This window comes from Mesorhizobium sp. WSM4829, from assembly GCF_055811475.1.
The window spans coordinates 114979-133297 of record NZ_JBVVQJ010000010.1 but is presented as its reverse complement, the minus strand read 5'-3'; the positions used below and the strand labels follow the sequence as shown (position 1 = coordinate 133297).

General features: G+C 53.9%; 14 protein-coding genes. 3 read left to right on the top strand and 11 right to left on the bottom strand.

The genetic code is table 11. From position 1 onward, the window contains the following. Positions 1-15: 15 nt before the first annotated feature. The gene (locus tag AC0L17_RS12650) at positions 16-990 is read left to right on the top strand and encodes a replication-relaxation family protein (RefSeq protein ID WP_473516066.1); all 975 of its coding nucleotides are present in this window, start codon (positions 16-18) and stop codon (positions 988-990) included. Positions 991-1427: 437 nt separating this feature from the next. Here the strand turns inward: AC0L17_RS12650 and AC0L17_RS12645 are convergent, their stop codons facing one another. The 4 genes from AC0L17_RS12645 to AC0L17_RS12630 form a co-directional block, all read right to left on the bottom strand. After that, the gene (locus tag AC0L17_RS12645; RefSeq protein WP_473516065.1) at positions 1428-4733 is read right to left on the bottom strand and encodes a two-partner secretion domain-containing protein; all 3306 of its coding nucleotides are present in this window, start codon (positions 4731-4733) and stop codon (positions 1428-1430) included. A 10-nt stretch (positions 4734-4743) separates the two neighbouring features. Further along, positions 4744-6273 (bottom strand): ShlB/FhaC/HecB family hemolysin secretion/activation protein, encoded by a 1530-nt coding sequence (locus AC0L17_RS12640; protein ID WP_473516064.1) that lies wholly within the window; start codon positions 6271-6273, stop codon positions 4744-4746. Positions 6274-7035: 762 nt separating this feature from the next. Further along, positions 7036-7302: a DNA -binding domain-containing protein gene (locus AC0L17_RS12635; protein ID WP_473516101.1), complete on the bottom strand. Its 267-nt coding sequence runs from the start codon at positions 7300-7302 to the stop codon at positions 7036-7038. 300 nt (positions 7303-7602) lie between these two features. Further along, positions 7603-8805, bottom strand: coding sequence for a type IV secretory system conjugative DNA transfer family protein (locus AC0L17_RS12630; protein WP_473516063.1), 1203 nt, complete (start codon positions 8803-8805; stop codon positions 7603-7605). A 178-nt stretch (positions 8806-8983) separates the two neighbouring features. On the opposite strand from AC0L17_RS12630, the gene AC0L17_RS12625 reads away from it, so the two are divergent. Further along, positions 8984-9328, top strand: coding sequence for a DUF3768 domain-containing protein (locus AC0L17_RS12625; RefSeq protein WP_473516062.1), 345 nt, complete (start codon positions 8984-8986; stop codon positions 9326-9328). A gap of 69 nt (positions 9329-9397) precedes the next feature. On the opposite strand, the gene AC0L17_RS12620 is transcribed toward AC0L17_RS12625, so the two are convergent. Together AC0L17_RS12620 and AC0L17_RS12615 are read right to left on the bottom strand one after the other, a co-directional pair. Continuing rightward, positions 9398-9886 carry a PX domain-containing protein gene (locus tag AC0L17_RS12620; protein WP_473516061.1) on the bottom strand — a complete coding sequence of 163 codons (489 nt, stop codon included), beginning with the start codon at positions 9884-9886 and terminating at the stop codon, positions 9398-9400. Further along, complete coding sequence (locus AC0L17_RS12615; RefSeq protein WP_473516060.1) at positions 9883-10227, bottom strand: helix-turn-helix transcriptional regulator; 345 nt, start codon at positions 10225-10227, stop codon at positions 9883-9885. The genes AC0L17_RS12620 and AC0L17_RS12615 overlap by 4 nt, the downstream gene beginning before the upstream one ends. A 468-nt stretch (positions 10228-10695) precedes the next feature. Here AC0L17_RS12615 and AC0L17_RS12610 point away from each other — a divergent pair, with 468 nt between their 5' ends. Further along, a complete protein-coding gene (locus tag AC0L17_RS12610) occupies positions 10696-12309 on the top strand; it encodes a recombinase family protein (protein ID WP_473516059.1) in 1614 nt (537 codons plus the stop codon). Positions 12310-13579: 1270 nt separating this feature from the next. Here AC0L17_RS12610 and AC0L17_RS12605 read toward each other — a convergent pair. The 5 genes from AC0L17_RS12605 to AC0L17_RS12585 form a co-directional block, all read right to left on the bottom strand. Beyond that, the gene (locus tag AC0L17_RS12605) at positions 13580-15718 is read right to left on the bottom strand and encodes an N-6 DNA methylase (RefSeq protein ID WP_473516100.1); all 2139 of its coding nucleotides are present in this window, start codon (positions 15716-15718) and stop codon (positions 13580-13582) included. A 35-nt stretch (positions 15719-15753) separates the two neighbouring features. Next, positions 15754-16815 (bottom strand): hypothetical protein, encoded by a 1062-nt coding sequence (locus AC0L17_RS12600; protein ID WP_473516058.1) that lies wholly within the window; start codon positions 16813-16815, stop codon positions 15754-15756. 14 nt (positions 16816-16829) lie between these two features. Then, positions 16830-17165, bottom strand: coding sequence for a HigA family addiction module antitoxin (locus tag AC0L17_RS12595; RefSeq protein ID WP_473516057.1), 336 nt, complete (start codon positions 17163-17165; stop codon positions 16830-16832). A 299-nt stretch (positions 17166-17464) separates the two neighbouring features. Continuing rightward, entirely contained in the window at positions 17465-17845 is a 381-nt protein-coding gene (locus AC0L17_RS12590) for a hypothetical protein (protein ID WP_473516056.1), read from the bottom strand. Between the two features lie 128 nt (positions 17846-17973). Then, positions 17974-18318 (bottom strand): hypothetical protein, encoded by a 345-nt coding sequence (locus AC0L17_RS12585; protein WP_473516055.1) that lies wholly within the window; start codon positions 18316-18318, stop codon positions 17974-17976. Position 18319 lies beyond the last annotated feature (1 nt).

Below are 18319 nucleotides of genomic sequence, written 5' to 3'. Positions count from 1 at the left end.
TCTGGATCGGTTCAGATGGATGACCAAAGAACACATGACACGCTACACCGCCGCCGGCGCGATCGGCCCCAATCAACCGACAAGCGCGTCACGCCGCAGAAACGCGATCTTTTCTGGTTCCAGAAAATCCATGAGCACGGTCCCTTGTCCTCAACCTACCTGCACGCGTTCTCCAGACACATCGCCCGCAATGAGAAGCGTGCCCGCGACCGGCTGACCGACCTCTTCAACGAGAGCCGCACACCGCAAGGCGGAGCGTATCTGTGCCGCCCATGGCAGCAATTCCGGACATTCGACGCACGGTATCAAGATTTGGTCTACGATCTTACCAGTGCGTCAGAGGAGGCGCTTCGGGAGAACGGTTTGTGGCACGATGCCTCGCAAGGCCCTACCGGCCCCTGGACGCACCGCTACATGGTGGCGTGCATCACAGCGTCGATTGAACTCGCCACCCTTGATGACCCGACCCTGACCTACATTCCGCAGCATGTGATCTTGGAGCGGGCGGAAGCCAGTTTGCGGTATCCCGTGCCTTGCCTGAATCCGGCAAACGGAAAAATCGAAATCAAAGATCTCATTCCAGATGCCGTGTTTGGATTGGAATACAAGAAGGACGAGAAGCGCTACTATCGCTTTTTCGTCGTGGAGGCAGACCGAGGCACCGAACCCTCACGAACGCAGGCGTTCAACCGCAAAAGCCATCTGCGCAATTTCCTTCAGTACCGTGAGTATGTCGGCGGCGGGCTTTACAAGGATCACCTGAAGCTGACCGCGCCGCTTTTGGTGCTGAACGTCACCACCAGCGCGCGCACGATGGCTAATATGATGGAGTTGGCGAAGGCTCTATCGGAGAATGGGAATCCCTATTTGCTCTTTCGGACTGCGGAGCACTTCGGAAGGTACTTTAAGCCGCCAAAGCCGATGCGGGGATTATTAACCGGCTTCTGGTTACGTGCGAACCTGAACGAATTGCAGGTTGATAAGCCATGACTGGACGAATATCCCTCGTGTGTTGTCGGATAGACGACAAACCATCCATAGGCTTAATTGGCGCACTAATCGATTCACTGATATAATGCGCAGAAAACTCCTAGACCTATTTTAAGAATAATTCATCATAATATCTATGACGATAATTAATTTCATTCAGTACCAGAAATGGCCGGCAATTTTCATTTCAGTACTGTTGGTTACTACCATTGGAGCGTTATTCGTAACTATAATTCTAAATGCATACCCGCTTGTTGGTATGATCGTTTCAGGAATAGCAATAGAGATTGCAACAATCTTGGTACACAAGAGATATAGAAGCGATATTAATCATTCAACAATTTTATACTATCGGATGAATCAAATACATATTCTAAATTTAATCATCGTGTTTTCTGCTTTGGTGATATACAGCTTTGAGCTAGCGCGGTTTCTTATCATTGCCTTCTTGTTTGGGTGAACCCGCGGGTGGCCTCCTGCAATCCGTTAATCATACCATCCATTGTGTGAGTACCAATGGACGATCTGACATAAAGGTATTCTCCCGGAAGGGTTCCATGTCCTGCTACTCCTTGCCATAGACCGTTTGGATCTCCTACCGCATCGCCTGGAATAACAATATTTGTCTGATTTCTACTCATTCCTTGAGCGGAATCATCATTGCGAGCACCGTCAAAAGTAACAACTTTGTGCCCCTGCGATGCCGCATAGCTTGCCTGGCCTCCACCCTTTGAGAAACCAACCAGTGTGATATTTCCATCGTATATCGCGGATATCGTTTCGGTGAAAAACCGTGCTGCCTCGTACTGCGGCGTAGTTAGACCAAGGTTTTCTTTAAGATTCGTTTCCCGCCAGTCGGCTTCGTGTCGTGGGTTTTCATAATCACTAAAGCCAACAGAACTTCTAAAGGCGACAACGATCTCACCTGTATTGTTGTTGATGTATACTCGAGCATAAAAGCCAGCACCGAGATAGCGAGCTATCCTAGCTGTGTCCACTCCGGCGTCACGTAAGATCATATACCATTCTGAGTCAACGCGACGATAACCTGCTATTTCCGGTCCTGTTTCCGAGTTCGTGTCAACATCTCGCGCGAGCATTGCATAGGGCAATATCTCTATCGCCATCGTTTTGCTTATGTTAGTCGGGGTAACAAAAGCTGGCGTCGAGTTGGCGGTTTCAAAGCCTATAGCGGGGAACAGGTCGATCTGAGATATCGGTACTTGGCCGACCGGATCAGGCTCTGGAGTCGGGTCCACGGGGTCCGGCGTCGGATCAATCGGTATGACCGGCGGCAATGGGTTCACCGAAACGCAATTCACTCCAAAACATGTCGGGGTGCCCGCGACCTCAATGGTGGGGATTACTACCGGCAGACCGGGTGTGGCATATTGCAAGAACAAACTGCCGTCAGATGTAACTTCAGGAATGCCGTTTTCGTTCGGCCCAATCAGATTTGGGTCTCCGTATAAGAAAAGGATTATATCTCGACCACTCGATGCGAATGCGGCGTTGTCCTCCAGAGCAAGTGTGTCCACGTTGTCCAGATGGATATGTAAATCTCCAGAGCCGGCACCGCCATTGAGTTGAATGCTGTATGGGGTATTCAGGTCAACCGGGCCGCTGCCGCCGGCGTAGTACGGGTCATCAGCATAATCAAAATAAATAGCCTCGCTGACTATAGCAGGGGCGAACGTAACCGTGCCGGACGTGTTGTCGCGGAGAAAATAAATGCGATCCTCTGCGTTCGGGCCAAATTCAACGCGCACCGGTGTATAGGGATTTGGCGAACCACTACTCACTAGGCTGATGGTGGTGTCGTTTGGCATCAATCCGTATGAACTGAAATTGATTGCGTCGCGTGCCTCCATGATGAAAGTGCCGCCATTGACATCAATGTTCCCAACATTGTTGCTCGCTGCTATCCCACCCTGCGCGGCATATAGAGAGAAATGGAGTTTGCCAGACGTTGACGTGACATCGACATCTTCGTCGATAAATATGTTAGCGACGGAGCTCAGGTTTAGGAATGCGTCTCCGCCGGAGGTCTTGCTGATATCGCTCAGCAACGAGATGTTGCCCGGAGAAGAGCCAACGGTGCCGAATGTCGTCACCTGCACACTCGTCCCGCTATTGAGGGCCGCTTCAATAGTGCTGGTCAGCAGGAGCGAAGTGTCGTCACTGGGCGACGTGGGAGAATAGATAAACCCATCAAGTTGATCGATAAACGACCCCTGAACGAAAAAATCGTCAAATATCTGCCCGTAGTTTGTGGTGACACCTTCTTCAGTCAACAACGGGAGGCTGAACAAATCTGCAGATGCAATCCGTATGTTGACAGGATCAAGAAGCCACGTTCCGGCCGCTCCATTTGGTGCAGACGCATCTGCCGCTTTCAACGCTTCAAGGTATTTGCCGGACGTTTCAATAAAACCGCCATCACCACCTTCGGCTCCGCCCCGCGCTGTTATTGTCGCTGCGGTAACAGCCGCTCCATCCGACCAGACGACCACCTTGCCACCATCGCCATTTACCTCGGCGTCAGCGGAAATCGAGACGTTTTCATTCAGCATCACGTACGATGCAGTGGGAATGTCATACTCAAGTTCCAGGATGTCATAGTTTGCAAGGACAGACGGATCAGCATTGCCGCCCATGTAGCTGCCGCCAATTAAGATTGTACCGCCGCCACTGGTACCGGAGGCATCGATAGTAGCATTTGAGGCGACTATCATCTCGCCGGTGATTTCGATGTTGCCACCGATGCCTTCGATGTCCGGGCGTGGCATCGGGATCGGAATGTTCGTTGCCGACAGCACACCAGAAACACGGACACGCTGCACCGGCGCGGAAGCGGTCTTCGTGCTTGCCGTCTGGGCACCGAGCGTGATCTTGCCGTTTCGGACGCCAACTGAATTGGCCTCAATGACGCCGGTGTTGTTGATGACGGAGTTTACCGCGCGCCTTGCCGTGACTGCCTTGAGCGCGACGGTCCCGCCGTCAGCGGAAAGATGGCCCTCGTTCTTGACGAGATCCGCAACAGGCTCGCCGGTTGCCACATCGACGACCTCGTTTGTGATCTCGTCACCGACCAAGAGATGAATCAGATCGTCGCCGTAAAGATCGAGCGTGAACGCGTTGGCCGAGGCGAGCGAAATTGAGCCCAGTCTTGCTGTGATGACACCTGAGTTCCGGACACCAGGTGCGACGAACGCGCCAAGCCCATAGTCGCCGATGGTGATCTGCCCTTCGTTCATCACCGAGGCCGCCGGATTTCCCGACTGGGTGAAGTTGAAGCGGCCGGCCATGAAATCGTCGTTGGCGATATCATGCGTCGTGGCGATCAATCCATTCACGTCAACCCGCGAACCTTCGCCGAACAGGATGCCGTCGGGGTTGATGATGGCGACGTTGCCGTTGGCTTCAAGCGTGCCCAGGATGCGGGATGGCTCCATCTGCCCGGTCACGCGGTTGAGCGTCCAGGCGTTGGCGTTCGGCTGGACGAAGCGGGTGGTTTCACCGGCTTCAATATTGAAGCTTCGCCAATTGATGACCGCATTCTGCGACGCCTGGTCGATCTGAACCGTGGAAGGATTCGGCGCGGAAATGGTGGCGCTTCCCGAGACGACATTGCCGTCGAGCGGATTTGCCGCTGCACCGCCAAGCGATATGGCCGATAGGCCTAGCGCCGAGGTCAACGCGGTTGTGGCGTAGAGCAGATGGCGTGTTCGCAGCGACTTCATGACACCAACCCTAAAATGTTGCAGATACCTTGAACCAGCCTCGCCAATCGGACGGATCGACAACGCTTTCCGGGTCTTCCAATGTTCGTGATACGGCAATATCGGCGCTGAGCTTCTTTGTCCCGAAACGAAAGCCCAGTCCGGCGGATGCTCCGTCGTCGGCTTCCGGCGTCCCGGCCGGAGCATCGATGTTCCAGATGCGCCCGTAGTCGGCGAACAGATATGCCTGCGCGTTGTCGAGCACGGCGTCCAACGATGATGGAACCTGCAAGTCGTATCGTAACTCGCCGTTGAGGAGCAGACAGTGATCGCCGGTTACGATAGATGCGTCGAAGCTGCGGCCATATCGCCGCCCGCCATAACCGCACTCCTGCGAAGACAGAAGCGGGTCGGCCGCCAACTGACCGAACACGCTCACATACGAGCTGAAGCGATTGGGAAGCGGCTGCTGGCGCGAGAGAAACAGGGTCGTCTTGAAGAAATCGACGGCGCCCGGCATGCGAGAGGCGTTCGGGTTGTCGTTTGACGTGCTTCCCAATCCGTCGATGCCTTGGCTTAGGGCGATGATCGCCTGATTGATTCCGCTCCACCCATCGGCAAAATCATAGGCGAGTTCGGCGCGGAGGATGCGAAGCTTGTCTTCGGTTGAGAGTCCGCTTGAGGTCAGTCCCTCAGAATCCTCGTAATCAAAGTAAACTGCGCCAGTGAGATTTTGGGATCGGGTGCGGATAAACGGATAGGAGACGCCGGTAGTGAGGTTCAGGCTCCGCGTCTGATATTCCAGCGCGGATAGAAGCGCGGTGCCAGGATCACCCCGGCTTGTGTTCCCGGAGAAAGAGAAGGTCAGGCCTTCGCCGTTGAGCATCTGATCGTAACCCCAAAAGAAGTAGTGCAGTTCGGGATCGTCGTCTTCGGACGGGCCGGCGATCACATAGCCGCCGCTTAATCGCTCATGCACCCCAAACGCATTGTTCAAACGGCCGGATATTGTTCCCTGATACGGCCCGCTGGCTTCCGTCCCGTGATTGTCTGTTGACATGGACACGTCGTAGCGATCGGTCTCCATTTCGAGGACCAGCGTTGATGCGCCTGGATTTTGCTCCGAGGCGCGCAGTGTGGAGCTGAATTTCAGGCCGGGCAGATCATTTGCCAGGAGCAGATAGCGTTCCAGGCGATCGGCTCGCGCCGGACGCTGCGCGGTGATCTTGGTAGCGTAGTCGTCGAAGAAATTCCGGTATCGCTCTACGCCATCTGGCCAAATCACTTCGTCGATGTATCCTTCGACGGCTTGCAGGCGGATGACGGCCCCGGCTTGGTTCAGTTCCTGTGGCGGGACGATGACACGCGACAGAAGATAGCCGTCGTTGCCGTAGCGAGCGGTGATCTTGGCTGCCACCTCAAAGACCTGAAGGAGCGTCACCTGCTTCCCGAGAAGCTCCGCGTATAACTCCCGGAGTTCGTCGTCTGTGTATACGGTCGATCCCTCGATCTCTACGCCACGGAGCTCAAGCGTTACCTGCGCCGCTTCGGCTGCCGGCATCGTGCTCTCAAGGCCTTCGGGAATGCGCACTCGCGCTTGCGGCGCTGGCGGCTCCTCGAATCGCTGCTCGATCCGTCCTGGCTCAGCGCCGGGCGGAACAGTTTGTGCATAAGCGGTGTCAAGCGACAGAAAAAAGGCTGATCCGCAGGACAATGCGAACGCCGGCACAATTCTATTCAAAATCGGGACCCCCACCCCAGATGCCGCAACGGCAACGGATTTGCATAGACCATGCGGCGCGAGTCATTGCAACAGCAGGTAATGCCAAAAGCCACGACCTTACGCGTCGAATCTTGGCGCAACCGTGGTGGGTAACAAGCTCTCGCAGGGTCGGCGAATTTGCCACCCGCTCGGGCCGCTGCAAACGAAGTGGAGGGTTGCAGTCCTCTGGTGCAGTTTTCGGACGCGGAGCCTGAGATTCACAGTTCGGCAGCCCAGCACCTCGAGCCTATTTTGGTGATCCGCACGCTGTTTCGAGCGTGGCCCCGGCAATCTACATGGGTACTCACATGCCGATGCATCTCGCATCCGTGATCGGGCGAAATTCCCTGATAGTCGCCGAGCTGCCCGGGTCGCTTGGATGCGCCGGCCCGTCCGCGTGGCGTCTCGGATCGAAGCTCCGTCCGCCCCGGCGTTCGGGCCACCCGAGATCCTCCAACTTGAACCGAATTCCCGCAGCCCCGGCTGTCATGTTGCTCTTGTAATGGACGCCGTGATCACGTCTGCTGTTGACAAGCGCAGCGTGTTGCCGCCCGTTCGCCCTCATTCGGCGAACAATTCCTTGTAGCCGGTGGTCACCATCCAGTTCGCCCGATCGAGATGGCTTCGCGCGGCTTTCCGGGCGCGCTCCGGTTCTTCCACCGGATCGATGCCGAGGATGACCTGCGCCATCTCCTCATAGCTGGCATCGTCGGCGCCTGCATCTAGGAACCTCATGTAGGTAGTGAAGTGCTCCTTGTCGTAGGCGGTCAGGCTGTCGGACCAGGGCACTTCGTCTTTAAGACCTGGTTCAACCTCTGGGTAGTTCATCACGATATCGGGCTCCGGAAACAAGCAATCTGAACTTTTCTTTTCGACGAGCTATCTACGCGGATCGGAATGTCGTCCCCAAGACGACATTCCGATCATCATCTGCGAGTGCCCGCTCGAGGCGACATGCGCACCCTCTGGGCGATTCAACCCCAGGTTAGGAATGAATTGCAAAAAGCTCAAGACCTTGCCGCTGCGTATCGGACTGCTCGGCCATCAATTTCACAATCCAAAAAGAGAGGATGGCAATTCGCGGCAGTCTCTACCAGAAGATTCCCATGCCCCTCGCTCGCTACAGCGCTATTGATGGCGCGCTCGCGAGCGGCAGTTGGGGTCGCCGTTGAGTGTCGTTGCACTGAACGGTCGCGACGGCACCCCCTCGATCATGAGCTTCAGATAGATGTCATGGTTCGAAAGAGTGAGAAGATCGAGCCTATCGAACACAGGCTCGAATTCCCGCGCGATGTGTTCAGCATCGTTTGCGCCGAGGCGGAACGAGATGAGTGTGCCGGCATTGCCCAGGACCGCGTGCAAGATGGCAGGGTCAAGCTGATCCAAATACTGATGCGCAAGCACCATGCCGACGCCGAACTTGCGCAGTTCGGACAGCATGCTGCAAAGAGCCAACGTGGTGAAGCTCTGGAACTCATCAATGTATACGTGGAACGGACGCCGTGACCCTTCTTCGGTATAGGCTCGGCTGAAAGCGGCAGATCCCAACGACGTGACGAGAAGCCCGCCAAGCAACGACGAGCTATCGCCACCGATCTTTCCTTGTGAGAGATTCACGAGCAAGACGCGGCTCTCGTCCATGATGGTGCGCAGGCGCAGGGTTCCGTCCTGGCGAGTTAGGATGCGCCGCAGCTTGGGATCAGCCAGGAACGCCCCGACTTTGTTCTGGATCGGCGCGATGCCATCGGCCTGGTAGCGGAAGGAATACTTGGGAAATTCGCGCCGCCAGAAAAACTTCACCTGCTCGTTCTGCACATTTCGTAGGACACCCCATCGGAATTCCTTGCTGACCAGCATGGACAGTATGTCCGGCATCGCGGCGGACGGCTGATCAAGGAGCGCCAACAAAGCGTTGCGCAAGATGTGCTCCATGCGCACTCCCCAGGCGTCGCCCCACATTTTCTTGAAGACATCCATGATGCCCGAGGCAACCAAGGGCCTCATGCCATAACTCACCTGCGCAAATGGATTGTATCCGTAGGGCTGCGACGGATCGGGCACGTTGAAATACACCGCATCCGCTTGGCGATGCGTGGGAATGCGGGCGGCAATCCGTTCAACGAGATCGCCGTGCGGATCAAGGAGCGCGCAGCCGCGTCCCTCTGCGATGTCCTGCATAACAAGCGTTTCGATCAGCGTCGTCTTGCCGACGCCGGTCTTGCCGACAACGTACATATGTGAAAGCCGGTCGGCCTGTTTGATGCCGAAGTTCCGATATGGCGCTCGTCCGTTGGTCCGCGCAAACAGCGATACGTCCGACTTATGTTGCATCACCGTAGCCTGTCAGTTTTGAGCGCGCGGCCAAGGCTCCAGCACATGCCGATGGAGCAAGTCGTGCGGTCTTTGCCGCGTTTTGCCGCCCGCATAAAATGCATCGAGACGAGATCGGTCTCGGAGGTACGAGCCAGCGCTGAATGGTCAGCGCTGGCATGTGCCACGGAGATTTATCATGGTCCTTTCCCAGTCCCGCGATCATCAGAGAAAGATCGCGATCCTCAACGATGCGTTCCGATCCACCTTCCTTTGCGGCTCTATTTTCGTGACTGTCGGCGTCCATTCCTTGGGACACGTATTCGTCGCCGAAGCCCTCGTCGCCGTGCGAGAGTTCGACAGCTTCGAAGACGCAAACGACCCTTACGACGAACACGATTTCGGCTCGCTCGTCGTTCTGGAGCAAAAGCTCTTCTGGAAGATCGATTACTACGATCCGAGCATGACCCACGGGTCCGAAGACCCGGCCAATGAGGAGATCACACGTCGCGTGCTCACCGTCATGCTCGCCGAGGAATATTGACGTCGCGCACCAAAATGCCCCGCAACTCTGCGGGGCATCTTTCGTTTCATACGCGAACTTGGCGTGTCTTCAGTTCTCGCCATCAGCCGATCCCAAGCCTTTTTGGCGCGCTGCGAGCCATCCCTTGGCGAGCGCAAGCGCTTCGAAGTAGATGACATTGCGCGGTTCCGGCTCCCAGATTTTTCGGGGTCGCGGCAGCCACGGTTCGATCTGCGGAAACTCCTGTGCCAGCGCTGCCGCTTCAGCATACTTGTTGGGATACCGCGACCTCCTCACAACGCTCGCACAGTTGATATTGAGTTCATTCGCCGCCTCTTTCACGGCCTTGATAAGCGATCGGGTGTGGTTACCCTTTCGTGTTCCCTGATCGACGTGCTCAATAATCAGCAGATCGGGCCGGTAGTAGGCGAGCCATGCCTTCGCTTGATTAAACGCCTGGTCGATACCCTTGCTCGCTTTGGCGGACAATCCCCAGTCATGCAGATCGCCGCCGCTGAGATAGACAAACCCAACCTTGCCCGAAGCCGCTGCAATAGCGAGTATCCTGCGCGCCCTCATAGTTCGGTTCGGCTTAGACCCTCCACCTTCTCTGCAAGACTGTTGAGCGTGCCGAGCCGGTTGTATCGATCGCGCCAGTTGTCCGGACATTCGGGCATGGATGCAAGACGCTCATTCAGCGCCGCCGCCAGCGACACGAGGATGCAGTCACAGAGGGCATTTGGACGTGTATTGAAAACGAGACAGAGGATCGACAGCTCAACGAGTGTCGGTGTCGACTTTCCGGCTTCGAGCTTGGAAATGCGCGAGGGATCGACCCCCAATAGATGCCCGCAGTCCGCCTGCGACAGACCCGACTTTCGTCGCGCGACCTTGAGGTCGAGCGCGTATTCATAGATCATAAATGCGATTGTTAAGGTGCTGATAACACCTCAATCATAGCGACCGCCGTAGAGCGGAATAGACCGCACTACTTGCGGATTTGGCATGTCGGCGACATCTACGGCTGCCATCTTGTGGTCATTTTGCATTCGCTGGTCGGAAGGATGAAATCCATTCCGACCGCATCGCAGTCCCCGAGGCACCCCGACCCCCACTGCGACACCTTTCGTCGTTCCTCGCATCCCCCCGGATAGATAGTAGCAAGCCGCAGCATCGTTCAAAGACCGCACCACATGCCGCAAGCGGTGTCTTCTAGGAACGGTTTCCCTTGGTAATACAATGTTTCCCATGGACGATGATCAATTCGAACGATACCTGGCGCTCTGCAAGCGCATGTATGAACGCATGCAGCGCGACGGCTCTTGGCCATGGGCCGACTCGCAAGATTCGGAGGACGTGGTAGAGTCCAAAGATAATCCCGAAAATGTATGAAACAGTGTTTTGGATACGTCCGCGTCTCGACGCAAAAACAGGGCGAGGGTGTGTCGCTTGACGCACAGCGCAACGCTATCGAACAGTTCGCAGCCCGCAACGACATTGCAATCACAGAATGGTTTGAAGAGAAGCAGACGGCCGCCAAAGGAGGCCGGCCCGTTTTTGGCGCTATGCTGAAGGCCCTGCGGCATCGCAAGGCCGCTGGCGTTGTCATGCACAAGATCGACCGCTCCGCCCGGAACTTTGCCGATTGGGCCAAGATTGGCGACCTCGCTGACGCGGGCATCGATGTGCATTTCGCCTCCGAGAGTCTTGATTTCCGTTCGCGGGGCGGACGCCTATCTGCGGACATCCAGGCAGTTATCGCCGCCGACTATATCCGCAACCTTCGCGAAGAAACCATCAAAGGCATCACCGGTCGCCTCGGCCAGGGCCTCTATCCATTCAGGGCGCCGATCGGGTATTTGGACAACGGGGGCGGAAAGCCAAAGACCCTGGACCCTGCCACCGCCCCACTGATCCGCAGGACATTCGAACTCTACGCCAACAGGCAGCATTCGTTGCGTTCACTCCGAGGAGAGCTTGAGCGCCTTGGCCTCCGAAATGCGCATGGCAAACCACTCTCCAAATGCGGCGTTGAGACGGTTCTCAATAACCCTTTCTACTGCGGCATCATCCGGATCAAGCGAACCGGCGCAATCTATCAGGGAGTGCACGAACCGCTCATCTCAGCTGCGCTGTTTGAACGCGTGCAACTGACGAAGGCGGATAAAACGAACAAGAAGGTCACCAAGCACAACCATACCTATCGCGGTCTCTTTCGTTGCGCAGCGTGCCATGCCGCCATGACGCCAGAACTCCAAAAGGGCCACGTCTACTACCGTTGCCAGACGCACGGCTGTCCGACGAAGTGCGTGCGTGAAGGGGAACTGGAGCGCGTCGTACAGGCTACCCTGTCACGAGTGCGGCTGACCGATGAGGATGTGACGAAACTAACGGAGGAGATCGAAGCTTGGTGCGAGACGCGCGAGGAACCCGATTTTGCTGCGACCGCCGCAATGCAGCTCGCGCAGATTGATTCGCGTCTCGATGCGCTAACCGATGCGCTCATCGACCGTGTGATCGACAGCGACACGTACTCCAAACGCAAAGAGAGTCTGTTGCTGGAGAAAGCTCGCATCACGGAAGAGGTGAAACTGAAACAAGATCAGCGAGATGATCCGGTCAACGTCCAGAGATTTCTCGAACTGATAAAATGCCTTGCTGCTACGTTCCTTTTCGTGCAATCGGCCGAAAAACGCGAGATCGTCGATATCGCCACCTCGAACCGGCGCGTACTCGGAAAATACGTCAGTTTAGAGCCAGCAAATTGGCTTCAAACCGTCGAGGATGCCATTGCTGGCCTCTATGGTGCCCCTCATCGTCCCGCTTCTCGAAGCCGTCACCACATGCGGAAGAAGCATGTGCTTGCACTCATTGCGGCCTCAAAGGCGAAAGAAGCGGCAAAACTCCACTCCGTTCTCCATCCCGACAACGACAACAATGCAGACGAGCTTGTACGAGCCTCACAACGACACAGATTTCAGCGTCGGCTAGATTCGTATTAATGCAGAATTTGCTACCGTGCACGGATGAAAAAACAATGAACAGCAATGTGTTGACCTGAACGACGAGCAATTCGAGCAGTATCTCTCACTCATCAGGCGTATGTACGAACGGATGCAAGCTGAGAATTCGTGGCCTTGGACGGCACAAGCCGATACGCAACAGTAGCAATTGGCCTACTTGTATTTGCTAAATATGTATCATTTGATAGTGTTGGCAAATAGTATGGACACACTCATCAACATTCTTTCGCAACTGCAAGATTTCGGAGATTCAAGAAATCTCGATTTTGTCGAATCTCTTTGGTATATATCGAGGACGACCAACGACGCGTCCGAACGCGATATCAGTACTGATCTTCTCTTGTACTGCGAGGCAAATGAAAACGGCCCGCTTGGCATGAAGCCGGCGGATCAGATTCGTAGTATGTACAGCACCCTCATGAGCTAGCGTCTGGAATCAATTCTAGCGCTTCGACTTTGGCCCGGCACCATGCGCGGTCGATCGGCCCGTCTTCGTGTTCGAATGAACAACCACGTGCGTATGATTGCTCTTGTTGCCCTCTACGGCTCGGAGTGTATGCGACGAAACACGATCACCTAACCGCTCAGTCTTGGTCGAGATTTTGCTTCCACCGTGAGAAAACCAACTACCAAATCCCATGTTCATCTCCATCAGTTCGTGTCGGCAGACGACAAGGATGGCATAGTGAACCACTATCCACGAGAGGGCTATCGGCTCACGTAAAAAATGATGCGCGCTAATAAACACCGAGGCGAACGACAAGAAGGTTCGATGGCCTGGTGGGGGTAGGAGAATTGCTAAAACCCGACACACAAGAACCGCTCAACTGAGCGGTTCTTGCTGTCTAGGATACATCGTATGTATGGTGCCCTTCATCGTCCCACTTCTCGAAACGGTCACCACATGCGGAAGAGGCAAGTGATTGCACTCATTGCAGCTTCGAAGGCGAAGGAAGTGACCAAACTTTACTCCATGCTGCACCACGATAACGACAACGATGCTGACGACCTTGCTCGAGCCTCACGACGACACAGGTTTCAAAGCCGACTCGATTCGTATTGAGGCCTAACGTGTTACCGTGCTCGGATGAATGTGACGATAGGCTATGGTCCTTAGACGCCGTTTCAGATTTCGTAAATAGTTTTACGGCGAGCGAAGGCTTCCTTACCGCCCTCCATGATATCGACGATCCTCGCCTGTCGTCGGGTCGATTCAGCGCACCTACAACAAAGCAGCGGTCAGCGCTTCCTACCGCTTCGCACACATTGCGATATAAAGGGTTTCGATCGCGGCCTGGTGTTTCATTCTGTTTTTTGGTTCTTGGGCTGCTAATTTCGAAAGCCGCGCAATGTCTTTGTGCTGGGCATTCTTACGATCGAAAATTGGCACATGCACTGGGGGCCGGATTTTGAAAGATCGGTTGTCGGAAGATGCATAAATGAAGTGCCCGACTATCTCAGTGTTGAATATGCCCGCGACAAAATGGGCCTCTGTCTCGTCAATGATTTTTCCATCATCGCGCTCGCAAATAGACACGGCATGATTTTGAAAAAGGTATCGTTTTTCTTCACCCCACGGCATCATTTTCTTCGTCATGACCGCCGCGCACCAGTTCGTGTTGTCTCTGAAGGCAACATAGCATGAGTTGAACGAATAGGGGCCCGTTCTTGCGACGCCGTAAAACTCGCCCTTCCCACGAATGGAATCGCTGTAGGCTGTCTGTCCTTCGAGTTGGTTCTTATATTTTTGGTAGTACCGCAGCAAAAAAGGCGACTGCTTTTTCAGCTCCGATTGTCCAATTGGTGCATGAGGCCGGCTATCTTCATACGGAAAAGCGACCACGATTCCCGGGTCATCGTACTCAAAGGCCGAAATGCCCGGGCCCTTGGCAAGAGGGAAAAGATACTTCGTCTCCAAAACAAGGCGCTGCTGCGGAATTTTGTATTTTGATTTTGTCACCTGAATGTTTTTGACCCATGCGGTTCCCGGCTTCGGACCTGGCCCGTCATAGTGAAACAGCATAAGCTCCTGAGGGTAGAACTCGATCCCTTCACGCCCAATGTAAGCGCAGGATCCTGCTATTTTAGAGAACTTGCTTAGTTCTTTGACGTTCTCGGCGACGGTGTACGCCGTACTCCCGGATATGATCTGCCCCGCGATTTTTGTGACGGGTGTCAGATGGGTGTTTGCTTCGCCCAGGCTTTGCCAGAGGTGCGCCCTCGTCTTCTTGGTTGTTTTCTGGAACTCGATTACAGGCACAGTTTCTCGGTTGCTAGCTTTCCCCTCAAAAATGAACGTCATAAAATCTTCTTTGACGGGATCAAACGGGTGCCCGGCCGACGACCAGTCATGCAATTCGATCATCGAGAAGTTTGCTCCTCCAACTGCCTTGCGCCAGCCTTCGTAAGAAGCTTGATTTGCGAGTTCCTTAGGCATCAAAAATGCGAGATGACCTCCTTTAGCAAGCCAATTTGCCGCCGCCACATGGGTGATCAGAGCACAAACGTTTAGATTGATTCCGCCGGTACGACCAGCACCGCTAAACAATCCGCGATCGACACAAAGCGCTTTGACTTTTTCACGGTAGCCAGCCGGGAGAGATTTCCAGTCAATCCAAGGCGGATTTCCTATGATGTTCGAAAACGGACCGATGCATGCAGTGGTAATGAAGTTAGCAATAATTCTTGCCCAGATTCCATTCCACTCCTTACGTTCCAATTCAATGATTTGATCGGCTAGAAAGCCTATTCGCTTTGTGACCGCAGGAAGTTTCTTTCCGGCAGTAGCCTGCTTGATCAGATATGCCTTCGCTTCGTCATATGCCGCCTCTCGGACCAACCTCTCGAACTCAAACATAGTGAGAGCAAATTGCTTTGTGTCCTTCGCCATTGTGAGCGGAATTGATACCGAAAGAGGCGTCTTCAACGTTTTCAGTTCGTAGTGGATGAAGTCAATACCATCGACTTTCTGCTTAATCGGAACGTTCGAGGCGTCCCCTAAAAACACCGGTATGACGATATCCTCGCTGTCCTCAATGAGGTCCGCGACATGGATGAAATAATGAATCCTCGCGGTCAGCACGGCGAGCGGATTCAGGTCAATGCCGTAAATCCTGGACAAGATTGACGCCGCAATCTCTTTGCCCTTTTTCCCTGTCATCTCTTCCCGAAGCTTTGAGATCGCAGCGATAAGAAACGTTCCTGAGCCGCAGCATGGATCAATGGCGGTCCAGTTTTTTTCGCACCGAGACGACTGAAGCACCTGCTCCGCTAACCAATATGGGGTGTAAAATTCACCAAAACTCGCTCGGACAATTTGAGGCACGGTCGCCTCATAAAGCGACCGAAACAGGTCGACAGCCTTCTCGCTGTCGAAGACGTTCTTCACGTCCTCGTAGCGGGCCAGCGTCGTCAGAATGTCCTTTATGCCTTTCGATATTTTTGGGTTCCACTGCTTTTCGTCCGAGTACCAAGAGAAAAAGTCACCTTCCAAAAGGTTGATGATACCGATTTGGCGAAATAGTTCTCCATCCTCAAGCGTCGCACAAAACATCGCATAATATCCGAATTTGCAGTAGTAAGAGATTTATAGTCCTGCAATACGGATTTGAATTTAACGTCTGACACAACTCGATAGGCAATAAGCTTCAAAATGATAGCATAAGCTGTATGCAACGCGAAAAGAGCTCGATACTCCATTGTCGCTTCATCTATGGTTATATTGAATATCTCGCCGAGGACACGGCGGCGCTCCTGAATGCGTTTTTGCAAAGACTGATCTTCGTGCGCAAGCCGGAATAATGCTTCCCACTCCGTACGAAGCATTTCTGTTTTAATAGTAGCTTTGTAAGCTAGGATATCGTTCAGGTCGCGCGCGACTTTGAAAACTGTTCCGTCGAATTTATCTTCGCAAAAATCTCGAATTAGGTTCTTCGAAGATAGAGCACTGCTGTCCAGGGCAATGATGGCTCTGACGAGACGTGAGAGCGTGTTGCCATTGATATCTGCAAAGGCTGAGCTCGAAATGGTCACCCCAGAAACCGAGCGAATTTCCAGGATTTTCATACCGTCGGTAAGAAATCCGACCGCCTCATTTTCCATGTCGTCGGAGATTGCGTCCAAATATTCTGAAAGCTGAGACTTTGCGCGCTCCACATCTTTCGCGGTGGTAAGGGTCGAAGGCTGTTTGTATTCGATGACAAGCGCACCAATTCGGCTATCGGTTCGGCCCTTTGCCTTGTGCCGGCGCGTCTTAATCGGCTTCTCTTTTTCAGGGTGAAACGGCAGCCCGATATCTTTTAGAACGCCATAAAGAATGCGTTCAAAGACACCTTCAATCGTCGCTTCATTCGCGGCCGACGCGCTAAGTTTCCGGATCTGTACGGCAGCTTCTTTCAACGCTCCCATGAAAAGGGGATCTCGAACGGCTTGGGATACAAGCTTATTTTTGAGAGCAGTTGTGTGAGTGACGGGTTGCGCCAGCATGCTCGCCAACCCGGTCAATGCATGCCAGGCTGCTGCGCAACCTTGGGTCTTGGCACAAACGGAGATACCTTAATCTCCCCGGCTCTTTGGCGGGCCTGCGCGATATCAAAGCTGTTTTGCATCCGCATAAGCGTTTCCATGCTCATGCCAAAAGCCTTTTCTACTCTCAAGGCCATGTCCGGAGATAGCGATGTACGCTCGTTTAGGAACGCCGATAAAGCAGTCCTACTAATACCGAGAACCTCTGCCGCCTCAGTAACGGAGAGCTCAAACGGTTCGATTATCTCTGTGCGCACGAACCCGCCAGGGTGGACGGGTGTTTCGAGCCGAAAGTAAGCTTTTTTTGACATGGTCCCCCCCCGGACACTCGAATCAGTCTGAACATGTTACCATCGGCACCCCGTCGTGCACACCGTCGCGCGACACTTAACATTACGTATGCGGAAGAAGCATGTGCTCGCACTCATTGAGGCATCAAAGGCGAAAGAAGCGGCCAAACTCCACTCTGTTCTGCATCCTGCCAATGACAACGATCAAGACGAACTTGCGCGGGCATCACAACGACACACATTCCAGAGCAAGTTAGATTCGTATTGAGTTAGCAATTGTCTGTGCTCAGATGATGCACATCGTAGGAGGTGACAAAAATTTATGTCTTATGCCAAATTGCACATGGCACCTTGAGCCCAGACGCGCGCCGATATTCGCTATAGCTGACCAATTTGAAGCCGTTCTGTTCCGCCGTCCGCTTGAAGATTGCCACCTGGTCTCCAAATGCCCAGTACCATTCAATCTTTTTGGGATTTTTTTGAATCTCGACTTTGCCCAGACCACTTTTCCGCGAGAGACCCTTCGTCTCTTGGTTTTTGCATACTATTGAAACAGGCATCTCGCCATTTTTCTTAAGTGTACGCGCGATGCGAACCCACTCGTTGCCATCGACCCACCCGGTGCTTCGGGCATACGCCCCTGAAGCAGCCAAGCAAACGATAACCACCGTCGCTGCATGTAAGATTAAACCCCTCTTCATCGCTTCCTCCTCGATCTGAATAGCTCATGCGTGACATGATTTTTAAGAAACAACCAAAGCTTTGTGTACAAAAAAAAGAAAAGTTGTTATTCGTACTGTAAGAACAAAGCCAACTGTATTGAAGAAATCTACCGATATCCGAGTCCGCACTTCCGTCCGCCAACATTGCTGGAGGAAACGATCTTGTATCCGCTGCTGACCTTCTGCAATTCAGCAAGAGGATCACTTGAAACAGCGAACTGCCATTTTTTGAATGGCTTTTTGCCGGATCTGGTCTGAAAACGGATCATGAGCTTGCCACCAACGATGCGGCACTCAATTGCTGTCGGGTAGACAGCAGCAGTCGGGCCCAATTGAACCTTGGCATAGTTCCTTGCGTTCGATTCGGTCATCCATGCGGAGTCGGCAGAAGCGGTGCCGGCAAGACCGGACGTGGACAGAGCCACAAGCGCGGCAATGAGGGATCGTTTCATT